This window comes from Gemmiger sp. (assembly GCF_057431175.1).
Genome location: NZ_DBMDDV010000004.1, coordinates 53,776 through 70,210, shown reverse-complemented (window position 1 = coordinate 70,210; position 16,435 = coordinate 53,776). Strand labels below are relative to the sequence as shown.

Genomic DNA, 16,435 nt, shown 5'->3' with positions numbered 1-16,435 from the left:
GGTGGCCCGCGGGCCGGATGAGGGGCGGTGTTGCCGTTATAGCGCAATAATGGCAAACCTGCCCCTCATCAGTCCGCTTCGCGGCCAGCTTCCCCCTAAGGGGGGAAGCCTTTCCTTTTTCCTGCCGAACCGACGAAAAAAACATTGACAAATGCGCAGTTTCCCGCTATTATTAAATTGTTCGCATCTTCCCGGAGGAAAAGTCCATGCCGCTGCCCAAGACCACGATCGAGCAAGACCTGCCTGTGCGCGCACAGCAGGGGGACGAAAATGCGCTTGCTGCGCTGATTGCCCGCATGATGCCGGCCATCCGCAGCGGCGCGGCGGCCTGCACCGCCCCGGGGCTTGACTTTGAGGATGCTGTACAGGAAGGGCTGATCGGCCTGTTCCACGCAGTGCGCGGGTTCGATGCTGCCAGCGGCGAGACTTTCACCGCCTATGCGGCGGCCAGCATCCGCCACGCCCAGCAGGACGCCCGCAAAGCCGCGCTGCGCAAAAAGCACGCGCCGCTGAATTACAGCGTGCCCCTGCCCGACGCCGAGGAAAGCACCGACACCCGCCCGGGTCCTGAAGAGATCGCGATTTCCGGCGAACAATATGCCGACACGATGCGCCGGATGCAGACGGAACTTTCCGTGCTGGAACGCCGCGTTATCATGGCCGGGCTGGAGGGCAAGACCCCCGCGCAGACCGCGCAGGAATTGGGCCTGCCCGCCAAAAATGTGGCCAATGCCCTGGCCCGCGCCCGCCGCAAGCTGCGCGGCGGCCCCTAACTTTGGATTCAGGTGATTTGCCTGCATCATATATCAATCTGCCCCCAGTAGCGCCTAAAATCAGTTCAGTTGGTCCATTCCATATGCGTTGTTTTAGATTCTTCCGCGGGCAAAATAAACACAGAGGAGATACCCACTATGTTCGAAGACAAGACTTTGGTATGCAAGGATTGCGGCAAGGAGTTCGTTTGGACCGCCGGCGAGCAGGAGTTCTACGCCAGCCGTGGTTTTGAGAACCAGCCCCAGCGCTGCAAGCCCTGCCGCGATGCCCGCAAGAACGCAACCCGCGGTGAGCGCCAGATGTTCGACGCAACCTGCGCCAGCTGTGGCAAGGCCTGCAAGGTTCCCTTCCAGCCTCGTGAGGACCGCCCGGTCTACTGCAGCGAGTGCTTCGCTAAGATGAAGGAGAACGGCTGATTTACGCGCTTGTGTAAATAGTTGAATTGTTCCATTCCGCGCCCCGGCCTTACCGCCGGGGCGTGGTTTGTTGTTAAGGGTCTGATTATGCTTACAAAACAAAACGCACGGCGCGCGGCGTGGCTGGTGGGTATCGCAGCCATTGCCCTGGTGCTGTGCAGCAAATCCTCGCCGCTCTACGTCCTCAACGACTGGATGGACGCGAACATCTTTTTCACGATGGGCAAGTCGATGTTCCGCGGCAAGGTGCTTTATCGGGATGTGTTCGACCACAAAGGCCCGGTGCTGTACTTCTTGTACGGTCTTGCATCGCTGATAGACTATACCGGCTTCACCGGGGTGCTGGTGGTGGAAATCATCGCTTTTGCGTTTTTTTTGCACTGCGGTCTGCGCACAGCGGAACTGCTGGCCGGGCGGGCACTGCACCCGGCCTGGACCATGCTGCCCGCGGCGGGCATTGCCGCCAGCCGGGCCTTTGCCCACGGCGGCAGCGCCGAGGAACTGCTGCTGCCGTTTCTGGCGTTTGCGCTGTACGGTGCGGTGAAAACGCTGCAGGACACCCACCCGATGCCGCTGCGCACCGTGGCGCTGCACGGTTTTCTGGCCGGATGTGCCCTCTGGCTCAAGTATACGGTGCTGGGGTTCTACCTCGCCTGGGTGGTGGTGCTGGCCGTCGTCTACCTGTGGCGCGGGCGGGCGGCACAGCTGGGCAAAAGCGTGGCCGCCTACCTCGGCGGCATGGCGCTGGCGACCCTGCCGTGGGTCATCTACTTCGGCGTAAACAGTGCGCTGGGGGACTGGTTCACCTGCTACTTTTATGATAACCTCTTCCTTTATAAAGGAGAGAGCGGCGGTGCACTGGCTTTGGCCCAGCACCTTTGGTGGGCTGTGCGGGACGCCCTGCCTGCGGCGGTGCTGCTGGCAATGTTTTTGATCTGGGCCGCAGCGGCGCGCAAGCCCAGCGCGGTGGCGGCTATGGCCGCCCTGGCTGCGGGGCTGGCGCTTACAAGCCTGATGGGCGGCTACCTCGTCTACTACGGCCTTGTGCTGGCCGTGTTCGCGCCGTTGGGTATCGTGCCGCTGGCGGCGCTTTGGGGCACGCGCAGAAATTGTGGCCTTCTGTGGCTGGCAGCGGGGGCGGCCTGGTGCTTTGCCTTCAGCCCCAACCGCGCCTTGCGGTTCCGTGATGCCGATACGATGCCCCAGACTCGCTTTGCTGCGAAAATCAACGGTGCATCGCTGCTCAACTACGGCACGCTGGACGGTGGCTTTTACGCGACGGCGGGGGTGCTTCCGCCCTGCAAGTATTTCTGCGTGACGAATATGCCGCTGGACGACCAGTGGAGTGACCAGCAGGCCGTGCTGGTGAACAGCGCAGTTGGCTATGTCGCCGCGCTGACCGGTGATTTGGGCGGCGATTTCCCGCAGTACAAGGTCATCGACCAGTGCAGCTACAACGGCGGCGAGGGTGAAGTGACTTGGTATCTCTATCAGCTGCAGCGGTGATTTGCGTTTTTTGCCTATATGCTGTATAATAACACTGATTCCTGTACATCCTGCCAGAAAGGCATTGTGCTTATGAAAAAACAACTCTCCCTGCGCCGCGTCGTCGGCAGTATCGCGGCTGCAGTGCTGGCGGCGGCTGCGGTCTGGCTGCTCTGCCGCTGGGTCGGGTACGACCTGCAGCTGCGGGTCGGCAACCAGCCGGTCTATGAGATCGTCAACGATGACTACACCCAGGTCATCGACCTGCCCGAGGAAGGATTTGACCAAGCCATTCCCCTGCAAGCCGGGGAGCCGCTCTACGGCGTGCGGCTGCGGTTCAGCACCCACGGGCAGCTCTACCGCGCGGGCATGGTCATGGTCGATCTGTGCGATGCCGCCGGGAATGAGCTGCGCCAGGCTGCGGGCAATTATGCCAACGTGTTTGACGATAACTTTACCGGGTTTTCCTTCGGTGCCCCCTACACGGCGGAGCAGGCCGAGACGGTCTATCTGCACATTTATAACGCCGTGGAGTGGGAAGGCCCGCTGGGCCTCTGGGCCAGCGAGACGGCGGTGAAGGACCTGCCGCTGACCGCCGACGGCAAAAGCCAGAACGCCACGCTGGCGCTGCAATATATGACCGATTACTCCGGCAGCTGGCCGACGCAGTTGGCCAACGAGCTGGCCCCGCTGCTGGCGGGGGGCGCCTTTGCCGCCGTGCTGTTGGCGGGCTTGCAGCTGCCGCTGGCTGTCACGGTCGCGGTGGCGGGCCTGCTTTGCGGGCTGGCGTTTGTGCGGGTCACGCCCGCGCTGGTCGCCCCCGATGAATACACCCACCTGGCCGCCGCCTATGAGCTTGCCAGCCGCCTGGGTGGTGAACAGCCCGCCGATGCCGACGGCAATCTGCTGGTCCGCGAGTGTGACGCGCCCTACTTTGGCACCCGCACCGGCGAGATCGGCATTCTCGCCTACAAGGCCGAGGCGCTGGCCATCGAACAGGAGCCGGGCGGCCCCGATGAACTGACCGCCGCCAGCACGGCCAAGGCCGGGCAAGGGAGTGGTAACTACCTGCCCCAGGCGCTGGGCCTGCGGCTGGCCCGCAGCAGCGGGGCGAGCTTCTACGTCATGCTGCGCCAGGCCCGTATCTTCAACCTTGTTTTCTATCTGACGCTGGCTGTACTGGCCGTGGCGCTGGCCCCGGCGGGGGTGCGCGGGCTGCTGGCCTGCGTGACGCTGCTGCCGATGCCGCTGCAATTAGCGGCCAGCCTTTCGCCCGATGCGTCGGTGCTGGGCATGGTGTTCTGCTACATGGCGCTCTGCCTGCGGCTGCGCCGGAAGCGGGCTGTGTGGTGGGAAAAAATCCTGCTCATTGCGCTCGGCGGGGCGGTCGGCCCGGCCAAGGCAATTTATCTGCCGGTCGTGCTGCTCTGCTTCCTTATCCCGGTGGAAAATCTCGTGGGTTCGACGGAATTTGTCAAAGGGCCGTTCGGGGCGAGGGTGCGCTCCGGGCGGCTGATCCAGGAGGCCGCCCTCATACTGGCGGGTTGCCTGTGGATCTCCGCCAACTTGGGCGAACTGGTCTACGCTGCCCGCGATATAAGCCTTGCGATGCTCGTCGTCGGCGTCGCGGCGCTGGCCGCTGCGGTCGGGCTGGTGCTTTGGCTGTATGACAAAGTACACACCGACCCGAAAAAGCTGTGCCTCTTCCGCTGCGGCCTGGGCTGCGCGGTGGTGCTGGCTGTCGTCGGTGGGGTGCTTGCCCTTTCCCGCATGGGCGGCGGGCTGGAACCTGACCAGCTGCTGATGACCAACCCCAACGGCGATTCCATCTGGACCTTCTCGCTGGGCTATATCTGCCGCAACCTGCCCGCCACGACGAAGCTCTTGCTGCGCACGATCCCTGAGCAGGGGGCACTCTGGCTGCAGGGTATCCTGGGCACGACGCTGGGTGAGCCGATCGTCTACCGCATCGATGTCAGCTGGCTGCTGGGCGTCGGCCTGGTGCTGGCGCTGCTGGCAGCGGCGCTGCCGGTGCAGGGGACGGACGCCCCCTTGGGCCGCCGCACCAAGATCGGCGTGGTGGGCATCATCCTCTGCGTCGTGGCGTCGTCGCTCGTCGTGGCGCTGAACTGGACGCCCATCAACTACCAAACGCTTTTTGGCTTGCAGGGCCGCTACTGGCTGCCCATCCTGCCGTTGGTGCTGGTGCTCTGCAAATGCGGCCGCAACATTACGCTGCGGCACGATACTTCCCGCGGGGCGGCGCTGGCCGTTACCGCCTGCACTCTGTTGACCCTGCTGCAAGGCTTTGGCCTGTACGCCAGCTGGCAGCCGGTTTCATAAATCAAACCATTCTAAAAGGAGAACACTCTCATGACCATTACCAAGAATACCATCATCGCCGAGATCCTGAACAACGACCCCACCCAGGGCTGCGTGCCCATCTTCCTGGCCACCGGTATGCACTGCCTGGGCTGCATGGCCTCCCACGGTGAGACCGTTGAGGAAGCCTGCGCTGTCCACGGTGTTGATCCCGACGAGCTCGTCGCCGAGCTGAACGACTACTTTGCACACCTGTAAGGTACCCCAGCTGGATGCCCGCTTGGCCGCCGCCTATGCCTTTGTACGGGCGGGGCGCGTGGCAGCGGATATCGGCTGTGACCACGGCAAATTAAGCGCCGCACTGGCGGGCAGCGGTCGCTGCCCGCTTGTTTTGGCTTGTGACCTGCGCCCCGGCCCGCTGGAAAAAGCCCGCGTGACCTGTGCCCCCTATGGGGACAAGGTGCAGTTCCGCCTGGGCAGCGGGCTGGCAGTGCTGGCCCCCGGCGAGGCCGAGGACATCATCATCGCAGGCATGGGCGCGGAGACGATCATAGAAATATTGGAGGCCGCTCCCTGGGTGTTTGATGCACGGTACAATCTGGTGCTGGTGCCAGCCACCAAGCACAGCATCTTGCGGCGGTGGCTGGCCCGGCGCGGTTTTGCCCTGCGGGGCGAAACGCTCTGTCAGGCGGCGGGGCGGTGGTACGCCGTGATGAACGCGCAGTACACGGGCGATGCCCGCGAACCGGATGGGCTGTACTGCCTGACCGGTCTGACACAGGGGCAGCCCGGCTGCGCGGACTATTACGCCGTGCAGAACGCGAAGCTGAAAAAGTACCGCCTCGGCCTGCCGGACGGCGCAGAAAAGGACGCGGTGGGGGCGCTTATCGCGGAATTGGACAGGCTGGCGGCAGGGTGAACATTCACGGGCGGATATGGAATCCGCCCCTACGGGCTCCACTTGTAGGGGCGCATTCCATATGCGCCCGCAGGGTGTTGCCCCGCATACAAACTTTTTGGAGGAATTATCATGTCAGTAACGGTACAGCAGATTTTGGGCCTGCTGCAGGCGGTCGCGCCGCCCGCACTGGCGCTGGATTGGGATAACGTCGGACTGCTCGTCGATGCAGGCACGCCGGTGGACGGGGTGCTGACCACGCTGGACATTACCCCCGCCGTCGTGCGGGAGGCTGTGGAAAACGACTGCCAGCTCATCGTCAGCCATCACCCGGTCATCTTCCACCCCATCAAAAGTCTGCACGCCGACGATGTACCCGCGCTGCTGATGAAAAATGGCATCTCTGCCATCTGTATGCACACGAATCTGGATGCCGCACCGGGCGGCGTCAACGATACCCTTTGTGATATCCTCGGCATTGCCGCCGAAGGGCGTGAAAGCTTTGCCGAGGGCTGCGGCCGCATCGGGACCACGATGCCAACCACTGTGGAAGCGCTGGCAAAGTTCTGCGCCGACACGCTGCACAGCGGCGTCAAGTATGTGAACGGCCAGAAGCCCGTTACCTGCCTGGCTGAGGTCAGCGGCGGGGGCGGCAGCTACTTGCAGGAGGCCATCGACCTGGGTGCGGACTGCCTTGTCACCGGCGAGGCTGCGCACCATATCGCCCTGCTGGCAAAGGAAAAGGGCGTCGGCCTGGTCGTGGCGGGCCACTGGGGCACCGAGCACGCCGTCGCCGACGTGCTGGCCGCCCACATTGCCAAGCAGTTCCCCCAGCTGGCCGTCGCCCACGCCGAGGCCGACAAAGACCCGTATTCTTACTTATTATAGTAGAAAAAAGAGAAGAAAGAAGAGGGAGGAAGACGGGACGAGGCAAAAGCCCGGCATACAGCTTTTCCATCGCGTCAGGATCTCTTCTCTTTTCACTCTTCTCGCTTACCTTATAGTATCTCGGAGGATTCTCCCTATGTCACTAGATGCCGCAACGCTGGCGCTGGTCGCCGGTGAACTGAAAACGACCCTGCTCGACGCGAAGATCGACAAAATTTTTGAGCCGACCCGCGACGAGGTGCTGATGACGCTGCGCACCCGCACCGAGACTCACCGCCTGCTGCTGTCGGCCCGCAGCGGTTCGGCCCGCGTTTGCCTGACGAAGGAAAGCTTCGAAAATCCACTCACGCCGCCGGGTTTCTGTATGCTGCTGCGCAAGCACCTGACCGGCGGGCGGCTCATCGAGCTGCGCCGCGAGCCGGGCGACCGCATCGTGTATTTTGACTTCCGCTGCACCAACGAGATGGGCGACCTGGTCACCAACACGCTGGCCGTGGAGCTGATGGGCCGTTACTCCAACCTCGTGCTCGTACAGGATGGCCGTATCATCGACGCGCTGAAACGTGTGGACTTTGACGACAGCGAGGTCCGCCAGCTGCTGCCCGGCCTGGCCTACACGCTGCCGCCCAAGCCCGCGCGACCGGACTTCCTCGAGACAAGCGCTGCGTCTATTGTGGCGGCCGCCTGCGAGAAGGATCTGCCGGTGGCCCAGGCGTTGGGCAAAACGGTGGCGGGCGTTGGCCCGGTCGTCGTGCGGGAGGCTGTCTGCCGCGCACTGGGCGAAACACCGGCGCTGGCCTGCGACCTAACTGCCGACGAGAAAGCCCACCTGGCGGCGGCCATCGATGCACTGAAGGACGAGCACGCCCACGGCGGCACGCCGACGGCGGTGCGGCTGCCCCAGGCGGACGGTGCGCCCAAGCCGGTGGAGTTCAGCTTCTTTGTCCCGCAGCAGTACGGCAGCGAGGCGATTCTGACCCAGTACCCGAGTTACAGCGAAATGCTCGAGGATTACTACGCCACCAAGGACCGCGCCGAGCGCCTGCGCCAGAAGAGCCGCGAGCTGTACAAGGCCGTCCATAATATGTACGATCGTTCCGTCCGCAAACAGGCGGCCCGCAAAGAGGAACTGAGCCAATCCGCTAAGGCCGACACGCTGCGGCTGTATGGTGAGCTTTTGCAGGCCAACCTCTGGGCCATCCACAAAGGCGACCGCCAGGTCACGGTGCAGAACTACTACACCGGCGAGGATGTGACCATCAAACTTGACCCGCGCCTGGGCGGCAACGAGAACGCGCAGAAGTATTTCCGCGATTACAAAAAGAAGCAGACTGCCCACGCCATGCTGCAAAAGCTGCTGGTGGAGGGCGAGGCCGAGATCGAGTACCTGCGCACGGTCCTGTACGAGGTAGAGAGCGCCCCGGGCGAGATGGCACTGAATGAGATCCGGGCCGAGCTCAAGAGCCAGGGCTACCTGAAATACTACAAGCAGCGCGACCGCAAGCAGAAGCCCGCGGATTTTCTGCGCTACACGTCCAGCGATGGGTTTGAGATCCTTGTGGGCCGGAACAATTTGCAGAACGACAAGCTGACCCTGCACACCGCCCGCGGCAAAGATTTGTGGTTCCATGTGCAGAAAGCCCCCGGCAGCCACTGCGTTGTCATGAGCAGGGGAGAGGATATCCCCGACACGACCAGGCAGGAGGCCGCCGAGTTGGCGGTGCTCCATTCCAGCCAGAATGGCGGCGCGAAGGTGGCAGTGGATACCACCGAGGTCAAGAACATCTGGAAAGCCAACGGCGCCAAGCCCGGCATGGTCCTGTACGAGGTCTACACCACCGTCTACATCACCCCGCGTGCCGGGCTGGAGGAGCAGCTGAAACGGAAGTGAATATTCCATCAGCGCACGGTAGGGGCCGGGCAGGCCCGGCCTTCGGCTTTCCCGTAAGCAGTCGTCTGCCATACAGCTGCGGGCCGCACATGTGCGGCCCCTACAGGGCATCTTTCGATGAGGTACGTTATGAAAAAATGCGCTGTAATTCTTGCATCTCTTATTTTTCTTACTGCGTGCGCTTCTGCCCCGGCGGGCAGCATCACCCCAACGCCTGACCCGACCGCAACACCTGTCATAACCCCGGCGCCTACCGAGGCGCCGACAGCCACTCCGTCCCCGACGATGGCGGTGTACGAGGAAGTCTCTTTCGATGACTGGCGGGGCGATGCGGGCTGCCGGATGCCGGACTACACATTCAGTGCGCCGCATAAACCACTGCTGCAGCAGGGCGAAAAAGTTGTCTGGCCCACCGAGGGCGTGACGCTCCGTTACTCGGCGGATTCGCTGGAAGAAGTGGCGGAGATTTTCCACACAACGGTGGAAAACATAAAAGAACTGAACCCGGATTGGCAGGATAACTATAGCCGCAACGGCGGACGCTACTGGGACTTGAAAGTGCAAGCTGAGCCCTACACAGTGCCTGAGAACAATGTCGTCACCGTCACAGTCAATGCGCCGTGGGTAGAAGGCCACTACGACCGCACAGAAGTCAGCGATGTTCCTGCTTCGCTGGATAAGCAGGCCCGGGCTGCGCTGGCCTCGGCGTATTACTTCCAGTACCATTGGTTTGGGATGCATGCGGGCTTTATGCCCTTCGAGTCTGTGGAGGGTTTGCCGGGATGGCTTCAGGGCTATGCGACGGACGGTGCGTTCTACACAAAGTTCTCGGAGTTCAGCAGCTTTCTGCACACAGTCTATTCCGATGCTTGGATCGATGATATGCTGAACATGGATCCCGCGCCTTTTGCGGAAGGGGAGAGTGACACAATCCTGACGATCGATGGTGACCGCGGCAGTAATATTGCTTACTGCGGGCATGTCTTTACCGAGCCGGAATTACAGCCTGACGGAAGCCTTACGTTTTATCAAGTCGTGCTGACTTGTGAGAGCGAGGACTTCGCGGGCTGGGCGGGGGAGGAGACGATTGTGCCCGATACCGCCACTGTAACGACGGTGCGCCTGGTGCCGACGGAGAATGGCTGGCGGGTGGACGCGCTGGAGCTGCCCAACTGAGTTGTAGGGGCCGGGCATGCCCGGCCCGCGGCCTTCCCGCAAATGACCGTTTACCTTACAGCTGCGGGCCGCACATGTGCGGCCCCTACAGAGCAATAACTTTTCACGCTGCAATTTGCCTGAAAAACAGGACTTCTTTCCCCAAAAACCATGCACTCTGTTGAAAACCCTCTCAACAAACGCTACTTTCGGCATAACGTAAAAATTTCTCAAAAAAATTTTATAAAAATGCCAAAAAACACTTGCAACGCCGGGAAACGTGTGCTATAATCTTTCTTGGCTGCGGAAGGCTTGTGCAGATAAAGCAAGCTGCGCAAGCCGCGATATGCGTTGATGCGGGAGGTTGCCGCCATATAGCCGAGAGGTTGGCGGGTTTTTCCGCGGAGTATGTCCGATCTTAGAACCGGGCGAAAGAATTACGGAAACAAAGGGATATGTACGCCACTGCATTCTGCGGTGCGGACCAATGTTCACCTTACTTTGTAATGATTCTTTCCGGGAGAACTGTGTAAAACGGTTCACCGGATTTTGTCATGCGAAAAGGTTGAACACCCGGAAACGTGTGTAATTTATCGGCTCGCCTAAGGCGCAAAATTTTATAGGAGGCGAATGCAATGGCAGTCAAAGAAAAAATCAGAATCCGTCTGAAGAGCTACGATGCATCCCTGATCGATGCTGCGGCACAGAAGATCGTGGAGACCGCTAAGCGCACTGGCGCTCGCGTTTCCGGCCCGATCCCTCTGCCCACCGACAAGGAGGTCGTCACGATCCTGCGCGCTGTCCACAAGTACAAGGACAGCCGTGAGCAGTTCGAGACCCGCACGCACAAGCGTCTGATCGACATTCTGAAGCCGTCCAACAAGACGGTCGAGGCTCTCATGAGCCTGCAGCTCCCCGCCGGCGTTGACATCGAGATCAAGCTGTAATCGAGTTTCTACATTATAATGGCCGATACGCGCGGCCGTGATCCGTGAACGGTCGGCGTGTAATGAAAACACGGTAAAGCACCATCTCGCTGCAATGCAAACAGCGGAGAGGTCATGTTGATGGGAAACCACCAACCAATAACCTTTACAGGAGGACAAACACAATGCAAAAAGGTATCATCGGCAAGAAGCTGGGCATGACCCAGCTGTTCGACGCCAACGGCAAGGTCGTCCCGGTCACCATCATTGAGGCCGGCCCCTGCACTGTCGTGCAGAAGAAGACCGTTGAGTCTGACGGCTACCAGGCTGTTCAGATGGGCTACGGCGAAGTGAGCGCCAAGAAGGTCAACAAGGCCGCCAAGGGTCACTTCGACAAGGCTGACGTCGCTCCCAAGCGCACCCTGCGCGAGTTCCGCTTTGATGACATCGCTGCCGTCAACGTCGGCGACATCCTCAAGGCTGATGTCTTCGCAGAGGGCGACAAGGTTGACGTTGTCGGCACCAGCAAGGGCAAGGGCTATCAGGGCGTTATCAAGCGCTTTGGCCAGCACCGCCTGCGTGAGAGCCACGGCACCGGCCCTGTTGCACGTCATGCCGGTTCTAACGGTTCCACTTCCAGCCCGTCCCGCGTGTTCAAGGGCAAGCGTCTGCCCGGCCACATGGGTGCGGTCCGCGTGACCGTTCAGAACCTGAGCATCGTTAAAGTCGATGCTGAGAACAATCTGATCGCGATCAAGGGTGCGATCCCCGGCCCGAAGGGCTCGGTCGTGACCATCCACGACAGCGTGAAAGCGTAAAGGAGGAAAACACAATGGCACAGTTTGATGTCGTCGATATGAACGGCAAGAAGGTTTCCACCGTTGAGCTTTCCGACGCCGTGTTCGGGATCACCCCGAACGAGAAGGCTGTCCACGAGGCAGTCGTCAACTTCCTGGCCAACCAGCGCCAGGGCACCCAGAACACCAAGATCCGCAAGGAAGTCCGCGGCGGCGGCAAGAAGCCTTGGCGCCAGAAGGGCACCGGCCACGCTCGTCAGGGCTCTATCCGCGCTCCGCAGTGGACCCACGGTGGTGTTGCTCTCGGCCCCAAGCCCCGCAGCTACTACTACACCATCAACAAGAAGGTCAAGCGCCTGGCTCTGCTCAGCGCCCTGTCTGACAAGGCTGCCAACGGCAACCTGATCGTCGTCGACAAGATCGCCGCCGACGAGTACAAGACCAAGACCGTCGTTGCTTTCCTGGCCGCTGTCGGCGCAGGCAAGAAGAACCTGATCGTCAATGACACTCTGGACGCTAAGTTCGTCAAGAGCGCCGCCAACATCCCCGGTGTCCAGACTGCCTCTACCGGCATCAACACCTACGATGTTGTCAACGCTGACAAGCTGATCCTGAGCGTTGACGCTGCCAAGAAACTTGAGGAGGTATATGCGTGATGAAATTCGCACAGGACATCGTTCTCGCCCCCGTCATCACCGAGAACTCCATGGCTGGCATCGCTGACAAGAAGTACACCTTCAAGGTCGCTACCGACGCCACCAAGATCGACATTGCCAACGCTGTTGAAGAGCTGTTCGGCGTGAAGGTCGCCAAGGTCAACACCATCTCCGTCCGTGGTCGCTATCGCCGCCAGGGTATGCACGCCGGCTACACTGCCAAGAGCAAGAAGGCCATTGTCACCCTGACTGCTGACTCCAAGGAGATCGAGTTCTTCAACTCCATGGTTTGATGACCTGATGGCCGCAAGGCCGTCACTCAGGACCCCGCCGAGGGGCCCGGTTATGGGGATATGACCCCGAGAATAATTCATAAGATAACAACAAGGAGATCAACATGGCTATCAAGAAGTACAAGCCGACTACCCCCGGTCGCCGTGGCATGACTGTTACTGATTACAGCGTCCTGTCCAAGGTTGATCCGGAGCGCAGCCTGCTCGAGTCCAAGAAGAAGCACGCCGGCCGCAACAACACCGGCAAGATCACCGTCCGCCATCACGGCGGCGGCAACCGCGTCAAGTATCGTGTCATCGACTTCAAGCGCAACAAGTTTGATGTCCCCGCCACCGTCAAGACGCTGGAGTACGATCCGAACCGCTCCGCTTTCATCGCCCTCGTCGAGTACGAGGACGGCGTCAAGAGCTACATCCTGGCTCCTGACGGCCTGAAGGTCGGTGACGTTATCATGGCTGGTCCCAACGCGGACATCAAGCCCGGCAACGCCCTGCCCTTCGAGAACATCCCCGTCGGTACCATGATCCACAACATCGAGCTCTACCCCGGCAAGGGCGGCCAGCTGGTCCGCTCCGCTGGCGTTATGGCTCAGCTGATGGCTAAGGAGAATGGTTACGCTCTGGTCCGTCTGCCCTCCGGTGAGATGCGCAACGTTCGTCTGAACTGCATCGCCACCGTCGGCGTTGTTTCCAACCTCGACCACGAGAACGTCAACCTGGGCAAGGCCGGCCGCAAGCGCCACATGGGCGTCCGCCCCGGCAGCCGTGGTTCCGTCATGAACCCCTGCGACCATCCTCACGGTGGTGGCGAGGGCCGCGCACCCGTCGGTCATTCCAGCCCGCGTACTCCGTGGGGCAAGCCCGCTCTGGGCCTGAAGACCCGCAAACACAAGGCCCGCAGCGACAAGTTCATTGTCAAGCGCGCCAACGGCTAAGGGAGGTTTTTGAACAATGTCTAGAAGCACTAAGAAGGGCCCTTACGTTCTGCCTTCCCTGTACAAAAAGGTCGAGGCTATGAACGAGGCTGGTAAGAAGAGCGTCGTGAAGACCTGGAGCCGTTCCTCCACCATCTTCCCCGAGTTCGTCGGTCACACCTTCGCCGTTCATGACGGCCGTAAGCATGTGCCTGTCTACGTTACCGAGGACATGGTTGGCCACAAGCTGGGCGAGTTTGCACCTACCCGCAAGTTCACCGGCCACGTCGGCGCTAAGACCGCTGGCAAATAAGAGAGGAGGAACATCGAATGGAAGCACGGGCAATTCTCCGTTACGCCCGCATTAGTCCCCGCAAGGTTTCGATCGTGATGGACCTCATCCGTAACAAACCCCTGGACGAAGCGCTGGCTATCCTGCAGTACACCCCGAAGGCCGCCTGCGAGCCCCTTCTCAAGCTGGTGAACTCTGCTGCCGCAAATGCGGAAAACAACTTCAACATGGATCGCAACAATCTCTACGTCGCAGAATGCTACGTCTGCCCCGGCCCCACGCTCAAGCGCATCATGCCTCGCGCACAGGGCCGTGCATACCGCATCCTGAAGCGCACCAGCCACATGACTGTTGTGCTGAAAGAGAAAGAGTAAGGAGGTAAACAAATGGGCCAGAAAGTCAATCCCCACGGCATGCGCGTGGGTGTTATCAAAGATTGGGACAGCCGTTGGTTCACCTCTAAGCAGGCATTCGGCGACACCCTGGTCGAGGATCACAAGATCCGCACGACCCTGAAGAAGCAGCTGTACGCTGCCGGCGTTCCCAAGATCGAGATCGAGCGTACCGTCGACTCCCAGACCGGTGCCCCCCGCGTGAAGGTCAATGTCTTCTGCGCAAAGCCGGGCATCGTTATCGGTAAGGGCGGTGCTGAGAGCGCCAAGATCGAGAAGCAGCTCGCTGCCCTGACCGGCAAGGCTGTCAACCTCAACATCATCGAGGTCAAAGGCACCACCACCAATGCTCAGCTGGTTGCTGAGGACGTCGCTTCCCAGCTGGAGCGCCGCATCGCTTTCCGCCGCGCCATGAAGCAGGCCATCCGCAATGCCATGCAGCCCCGTGACCGCAGCGCCACGCCTGCCAAGGGTATCAAGGTCACCTGCTCCGGCCGTCTGGCTGGCGCTGACATCGCCCGCGTTGAGAGCTACCATGAGGGTACCATCCCCCTGCAGACTCTGCGCGCTGACATCGACTACGGCTTCGCTGAGGCCAACACCACCTACGGTAAGGTCGGCGTCAAGGTTTGGATCTACAAGGGCGAGATCCTGAAGGGCGCCAAAGCCCCCGCCAAGAAGGAAGGAGGCAAACAGTAATGTTACTGCCGAAGCGTGTTAAGTACCGCCGCGTCCAGCGCGGCCGCATGACCGGTAAGGCCATGCGCGGCAACAAGGTCAACCAGGGCGATTACGGCCTGGTCGCTCTCGAGCCGGCTTGGATCACCTCCAACCAGATCGAGGCAGCTCGTGTTGCCATGACCCGTTATATCAAGCGTGGCGGCAAGGTCTGGATCAAGATCTTCCCCGACAAGCCCGTTACCGAGAAGCCGGCCGGCACCCGAATGGGTTCCGGTAAAGGCAGCCCGGAGTACTGGGTAGCCGTCGTTAAGCCGGGCCGCGTGCTCTTCGAGCTGGCTGATGTCAACGAGGAGACCGCTCGCGAGGCTCTGCGTCTGGCCAGCCACAAGCTGCCGATTCGCTGCAAATTCGTCAAGCGCGAAGAGCTTGACACTGTAAAGGAGGGTGACGCTGAATGAAAGCCACTGAACTGCGCGAAATGACCGATGTCGAGCTGAACAAGCAGCTCAAGGACCTGAAGGCCGAACTCTTCAACCTGCGCTTTCAGCACGCCATCAACCAGTTGGACAACCCCATTCGCATCGAGGCCGTTAAGAAGGACATCGCCCGCGTGATGACCGTCCTGGCTGAGAAGAATGCTAAGAACGCGTAAGAGGGAGGGTAAAGCATGGAACGTAATCTGAGAAAGACCCGTGTGGGCGTCGTTGTCTCCGACAAGATGGACAAGACCATCGTTGTCGCTGTTAAGGACAGCGTCCAGCACCCTCTGTACAAGAAGATCTTGAAGCGCACCAAGAAGTTCAAGGCCCATGACGAGAACAACGAAGCCGGCATCGGCGACCGCGTTGAGATCATGGAGACCCGCAAGATCTCCAAGGACGTCAACTGGCGTCTGGTCAAGATCATCGAGAAGGCAAAATAATCAGCCTGGTACTTTGAAAGGAGGACCTGAAAGATGGTTCAGATGCAAACTTATCTCAAAGTGGCCGACAATACCGGTGCTAAGGAGTTAATGTGCTTCCGTGTACTGGGCGGTACCCGCAAGAGATACGCAAACATCGGTGACATCGTGGTTTGCAGCGTCAAGAAGGCTGCTCCCGGTGGTACTGTAAAGAAGGGCGACGTGGTCAAGGCCGTCATCGTCCGTAGCAAGCACGGCCTGCGCCGTGACGACGGTTCCTACATCCGTTTTGATGAGAACGCCGCCGTTATCGTCATGGCCGACAAGAGCCCCAAGGGCACTCGTATCTTTGGACCTGTCGCTCGCGAACTGCGCGACGCTGGCTTCACCAAGATCCTGAGCCTGGCTCCGGAATCGCTGTAAGGAGGTTTTAATTAAATGAACAATCTTCATGTTAAAACCGGCGACAACGTTATGGTCATCTCCGGCAAGGACAAGGGCCAGACCGGCAAAGTCCTGCAGACCTCCCCGAAAGAGGGCAAGGTCATCGTCGAGGGCCTGAACATGGTCACGAAGCACGTCAAGCCTCGCCGTCAGGGTGAGCAGGGCGGCATCGTCAAGGCCGAGGGCGCTATCTACGCCTGCAAGGTCATGCCCGTCTGCCCCAAGTGTGGCAAGGCCACCCGCGTGGGCCATTCTGTCAAGGACGGCAAGACCGTCCGCGTTTGCCGCAAGTGCGGCGCTGAACTGTAAG

22 protein-coding genes are annotated in these 16,435 nt (G+C 60.6%); all 22 read left to right on the top strand.

Translation table 11 applies throughout. From position 1 onward, the window contains the following. Positions 1–206 precede the first annotated feature (206 nt). Positions 207–773: a sigma-70 family RNA polymerase sigma factor gene (locus ACZO0A_RS03020; RefSeq protein ID WP_215691760.1), complete on the top strand. Its 567-nt coding sequence runs from the start codon at positions 207–209 to the stop codon at positions 771–773. Between the two features lie 138 nt (positions 774–911). Then, positions 912–1,190, top strand: a complete 279-nt coding sequence (locus tag ACZO0A_RS03015) for a zinc-ribbon domain containing protein (protein WP_215691759.1) — start codon at positions 912–914, stop codon at positions 1,188–1,190. 87 nt (positions 1,191–1,277) lie between these two features. Beyond that, complete coding sequence (locus tag ACZO0A_RS03010) at positions 1,278–2,696, top strand: hypothetical protein (RefSeq protein ID WP_302375222.1); 1,419 nt, start codon at positions 1,278–1,280, stop codon at positions 2,694–2,696. Between the two features lie 72 nt (positions 2,697–2,768). Then, positions 2,769–5,018 carry a DUF2142 domain-containing protein gene (locus tag ACZO0A_RS03005; protein WP_302375223.1) on the top strand — a complete coding sequence of 750 codons (2,250 nt, stop codon included), beginning with the start codon at positions 2,769–2,771 and terminating at the stop codon, positions 5,016–5,018. A 30-nt stretch (positions 5,019–5,048) separates the two neighbouring features. Continuing rightward, on the top strand, positions 5,049–5,255 hold the full coding sequence (locus ACZO0A_RS03000; protein ID WP_215691756.1) for a DUF1858 domain-containing protein: 207 nt from the start codon (positions 5,049–5,051) through the stop codon (positions 5,253–5,255). Continuing rightward, a complete protein-coding gene (locus ACZO0A_RS02995; protein WP_215691755.1) occupies positions 5,242–5,916 on the top strand; it encodes a class I SAM-dependent methyltransferase in 675 nt (224 codons plus the stop codon). The genes ACZO0A_RS03000 and ACZO0A_RS02995 overlap by 14 nt, the downstream gene beginning before the upstream one ends. 111 nt (positions 5,917–6,027) lie before the next feature. Continuing rightward, complete coding sequence (locus tag ACZO0A_RS02990) at positions 6,028–6,783, top strand: Nif3-like dinuclear metal center hexameric protein (protein ID WP_215691754.1); 756 nt, start codon at positions 6,028–6,030, stop codon at positions 6,781–6,783. Between the two features lie 136 nt (positions 6,784–6,919). Then, positions 6,920–8,674 (top strand): Rqc2 family fibronectin-binding protein, encoded by a 1,755-nt coding sequence (locus ACZO0A_RS02985; protein WP_302150102.1) that lies wholly within the window; start codon positions 6,920–6,922, stop codon positions 8,672–8,674. 342 nt (positions 8,675–9,016) lie between these two features. Next, a complete protein-coding gene (locus ACZO0A_RS02980; RefSeq protein ID WP_291231305.1) occupies positions 9,017–9,850 on the top strand; it encodes a hypothetical protein in 834 nt (277 codons plus the stop codon). A gap of 614 nt (positions 9,851–10,464) precedes the next feature. Continuing rightward, the gene (rpsJ, locus tag ACZO0A_RS02975) at positions 10,465–10,776 is read left to right on the top strand and encodes a 30S ribosomal protein S10 (RefSeq protein ID WP_078783555.1); all 312 of its coding nucleotides are present in this window, start codon (positions 10,465–10,467) and stop codon (positions 10,774–10,776) included. A 164-nt stretch (positions 10,777–10,940) separates the two neighbouring features. Continuing rightward, entirely contained in the window at positions 10,941–11,573 is a 633-nt protein-coding gene (gene rplC / locus ACZO0A_RS02970) for a 50S ribosomal protein L3 (protein WP_078783556.1), read from the top strand. 14 nt (positions 11,574–11,587) lie between these two features. After that, entirely contained in the window at positions 11,588–12,208 is a 621-nt protein-coding gene (gene rplD / locus ACZO0A_RS02965; protein ID WP_291210209.1) for a 50S ribosomal protein L4, read from the top strand. Further along, a complete protein-coding gene (rplW, locus tag ACZO0A_RS02960) occupies positions 12,208–12,501 on the top strand; it encodes a 50S ribosomal protein L23 (RefSeq protein ID WP_078783558.1) in 294 nt (97 codons plus the stop codon). Before rplD ends, rplW begins: the two co-directional genes overlap by 1 nt. 104 nt (positions 12,502–12,605) lie before the next feature. Further along, the gene (rplB, locus tag ACZO0A_RS02955) at positions 12,606–13,436 is read left to right on the top strand and encodes a 50S ribosomal protein L2 (RefSeq protein ID WP_291231307.1); all 831 of its coding nucleotides are present in this window, start codon (positions 12,606–12,608) and stop codon (positions 13,434–13,436) included. Between the two features lie 16 nt (positions 13,437–13,452). Further along, complete coding sequence (gene rpsS, locus ACZO0A_RS02950; protein WP_256271464.1) at positions 13,453–13,728, top strand: 30S ribosomal protein S19; 276 nt, start codon at positions 13,453–13,455, stop codon at positions 13,726–13,728. A 17-nt stretch (positions 13,729–13,745) separates the two neighbouring features. Then, complete coding sequence (gene rplV / locus ACZO0A_RS02945; RefSeq protein ID WP_007047291.1) at positions 13,746–14,081, top strand: 50S ribosomal protein L22; 336 nt, start codon at positions 13,746–13,748, stop codon at positions 14,079–14,081. A gap of 12 nt (positions 14,082–14,093) precedes the next feature. Then, positions 14,094–14,798, top strand: coding sequence for a 30S ribosomal protein S3 (gene rpsC, locus ACZO0A_RS02940; RefSeq protein ID WP_291231308.1), 705 nt, complete (start codon positions 14,094–14,096; stop codon positions 14,796–14,798). After that, complete coding sequence (gene rplP / locus ACZO0A_RS02935) at positions 14,798–15,238, top strand: 50S ribosomal protein L16 (protein ID WP_078783563.1); 441 nt, start codon at positions 14,798–14,800, stop codon at positions 15,236–15,238. The genes rpsC and rplP overlap by 1 nt, the downstream gene beginning before the upstream one ends. Continuing rightward, the gene (gene rpmC, locus ACZO0A_RS02930; RefSeq protein ID WP_078783564.1) at positions 15,235–15,432 is read left to right on the top strand and encodes a 50S ribosomal protein L29; all 198 of its coding nucleotides are present in this window, start codon (positions 15,235–15,237) and stop codon (positions 15,430–15,432) included. The genes rplP and rpmC overlap by 4 nt, the downstream gene beginning before the upstream one ends. A 15-nt stretch (positions 15,433–15,447) precedes the next feature. Further along, positions 15,448–15,702, top strand: coding sequence for a 30S ribosomal protein S17 (rpsQ, locus tag ACZO0A_RS02925; protein WP_078783565.1), 255 nt, complete (start codon positions 15,448–15,450; stop codon positions 15,700–15,702). Positions 15,703–15,735: 33 nt separating this feature from the next. Further along, positions 15,736–16,104 carry a 50S ribosomal protein L14 gene (rplN, locus tag ACZO0A_RS02920; protein WP_007047286.1) on the top strand — a complete coding sequence of 123 codons (369 nt, stop codon included), beginning with the start codon at positions 15,736–15,738 and terminating at the stop codon, positions 16,102–16,104. A 15-nt stretch (positions 16,105–16,119) separates the two neighbouring features. Further along, positions 16,120–16,434 carry a 50S ribosomal protein L24 gene (rplX, locus tag ACZO0A_RS02915; protein WP_294720083.1) on the top strand — a complete coding sequence of 105 codons (315 nt, stop codon included), beginning with the start codon at positions 16,120–16,122 and terminating at the stop codon, positions 16,432–16,434. Position 16,435 lies beyond the last annotated feature (1 nt).

Coding starts and splice junctions, on each gene's coding strand:
- ACZO0A_RS03020 (WP_215691760.1), top strand. CDS start 207: ATGCCGCTGCCCAAGACCACGATCGAGCAAGACCTGCCTGTGCGCGCA.
- ACZO0A_RS03015 (WP_215691759.1), top strand. CDS start 912: ATGTTCGAAGACAAGACTTTGGTATGCAAGGATTGCGGCAAGGAGTTC.
- ACZO0A_RS03010 (WP_302375222.1), top strand. CDS start 1,278: ATGCTTACAAAACAAAACGCACGGCGCGCGGCGTGGCTGGTGGGTATC.
- ACZO0A_RS03005 (WP_302375223.1), top strand. CDS start 2,769: ATGAAAAAACAACTCTCCCTGCGCCGCGTCGTCGGCAGTATCGCGGCT.
- ACZO0A_RS03000 (WP_215691756.1), top strand. CDS start 5,049: ATGACCATTACCAAGAATACCATCATCGCCGAGATCCTGAACAACGAC.
- ACZO0A_RS02990 (WP_215691754.1), top strand. CDS start 6,028: ATGTCAGTAACGGTACAGCAGATTTTGGGCCTGCTGCAGGCGGTCGCG.
- ACZO0A_RS02985 (WP_302150102.1), top strand. CDS start 6,920: ATGTCACTAGATGCCGCAACGCTGGCGCTGGTCGCCGGTGAACTGAAA.
- ACZO0A_RS02980 (WP_291231305.1), top strand. CDS start 9,017: ATGCCGGACTACACATTCAGTGCGCCGCATAAACCACTGCTGCAGCAG.
- rpsJ (WP_078783555.1), top strand. CDS start 10,465: ATGGCAGTCAAAGAAAAAATCAGAATCCGTCTGAAGAGCTACGATGCA.
- rplC (WP_078783556.1), top strand. CDS start 10,941: ATGCAAAAAGGTATCATCGGCAAGAAGCTGGGCATGACCCAGCTGTTC.
- rplD (WP_291210209.1), top strand. CDS start 11,588: ATGGCACAGTTTGATGTCGTCGATATGAACGGCAAGAAGGTTTCCACC.
- rplW (WP_078783558.1), top strand. CDS start 12,208: ATGAAATTCGCACAGGACATCGTTCTCGCCCCCGTCATCACCGAGAAC.
- rplB (WP_291231307.1), top strand. CDS start 12,606: ATGGCTATCAAGAAGTACAAGCCGACTACCCCCGGTCGCCGTGGCATG.
- rpsS (WP_256271464.1), top strand. CDS start 13,453: ATGTCTAGAAGCACTAAGAAGGGCCCTTACGTTCTGCCTTCCCTGTAC.
- rplV (WP_007047291.1), top strand. CDS start 13,746: ATGGAAGCACGGGCAATTCTCCGTTACGCCCGCATTAGTCCCCGCAAG.
- rpsC (WP_291231308.1), top strand. CDS start 14,094: ATGGGCCAGAAAGTCAATCCCCACGGCATGCGCGTGGGTGTTATCAAA.
- rplP (WP_078783563.1), top strand. CDS start 14,798: ATGTTACTGCCGAAGCGTGTTAAGTACCGCCGCGTCCAGCGCGGCCGC.
- rpmC (WP_078783564.1), top strand. CDS start 15,235: ATGAAAGCCACTGAACTGCGCGAAATGACCGATGTCGAGCTGAACAAG.
- rpsQ (WP_078783565.1), top strand. CDS start 15,448: ATGGAACGTAATCTGAGAAAGACCCGTGTGGGCGTCGTTGTCTCCGAC.
- rplN (WP_007047286.1), top strand. CDS start 15,736: ATGGTTCAGATGCAAACTTATCTCAAAGTGGCCGACAATACCGGTGCT.
- rplX (WP_294720083.1), top strand. CDS start 16,120: ATGAACAATCTTCATGTTAAAACCGGCGACAACGTTATGGTCATCTCC.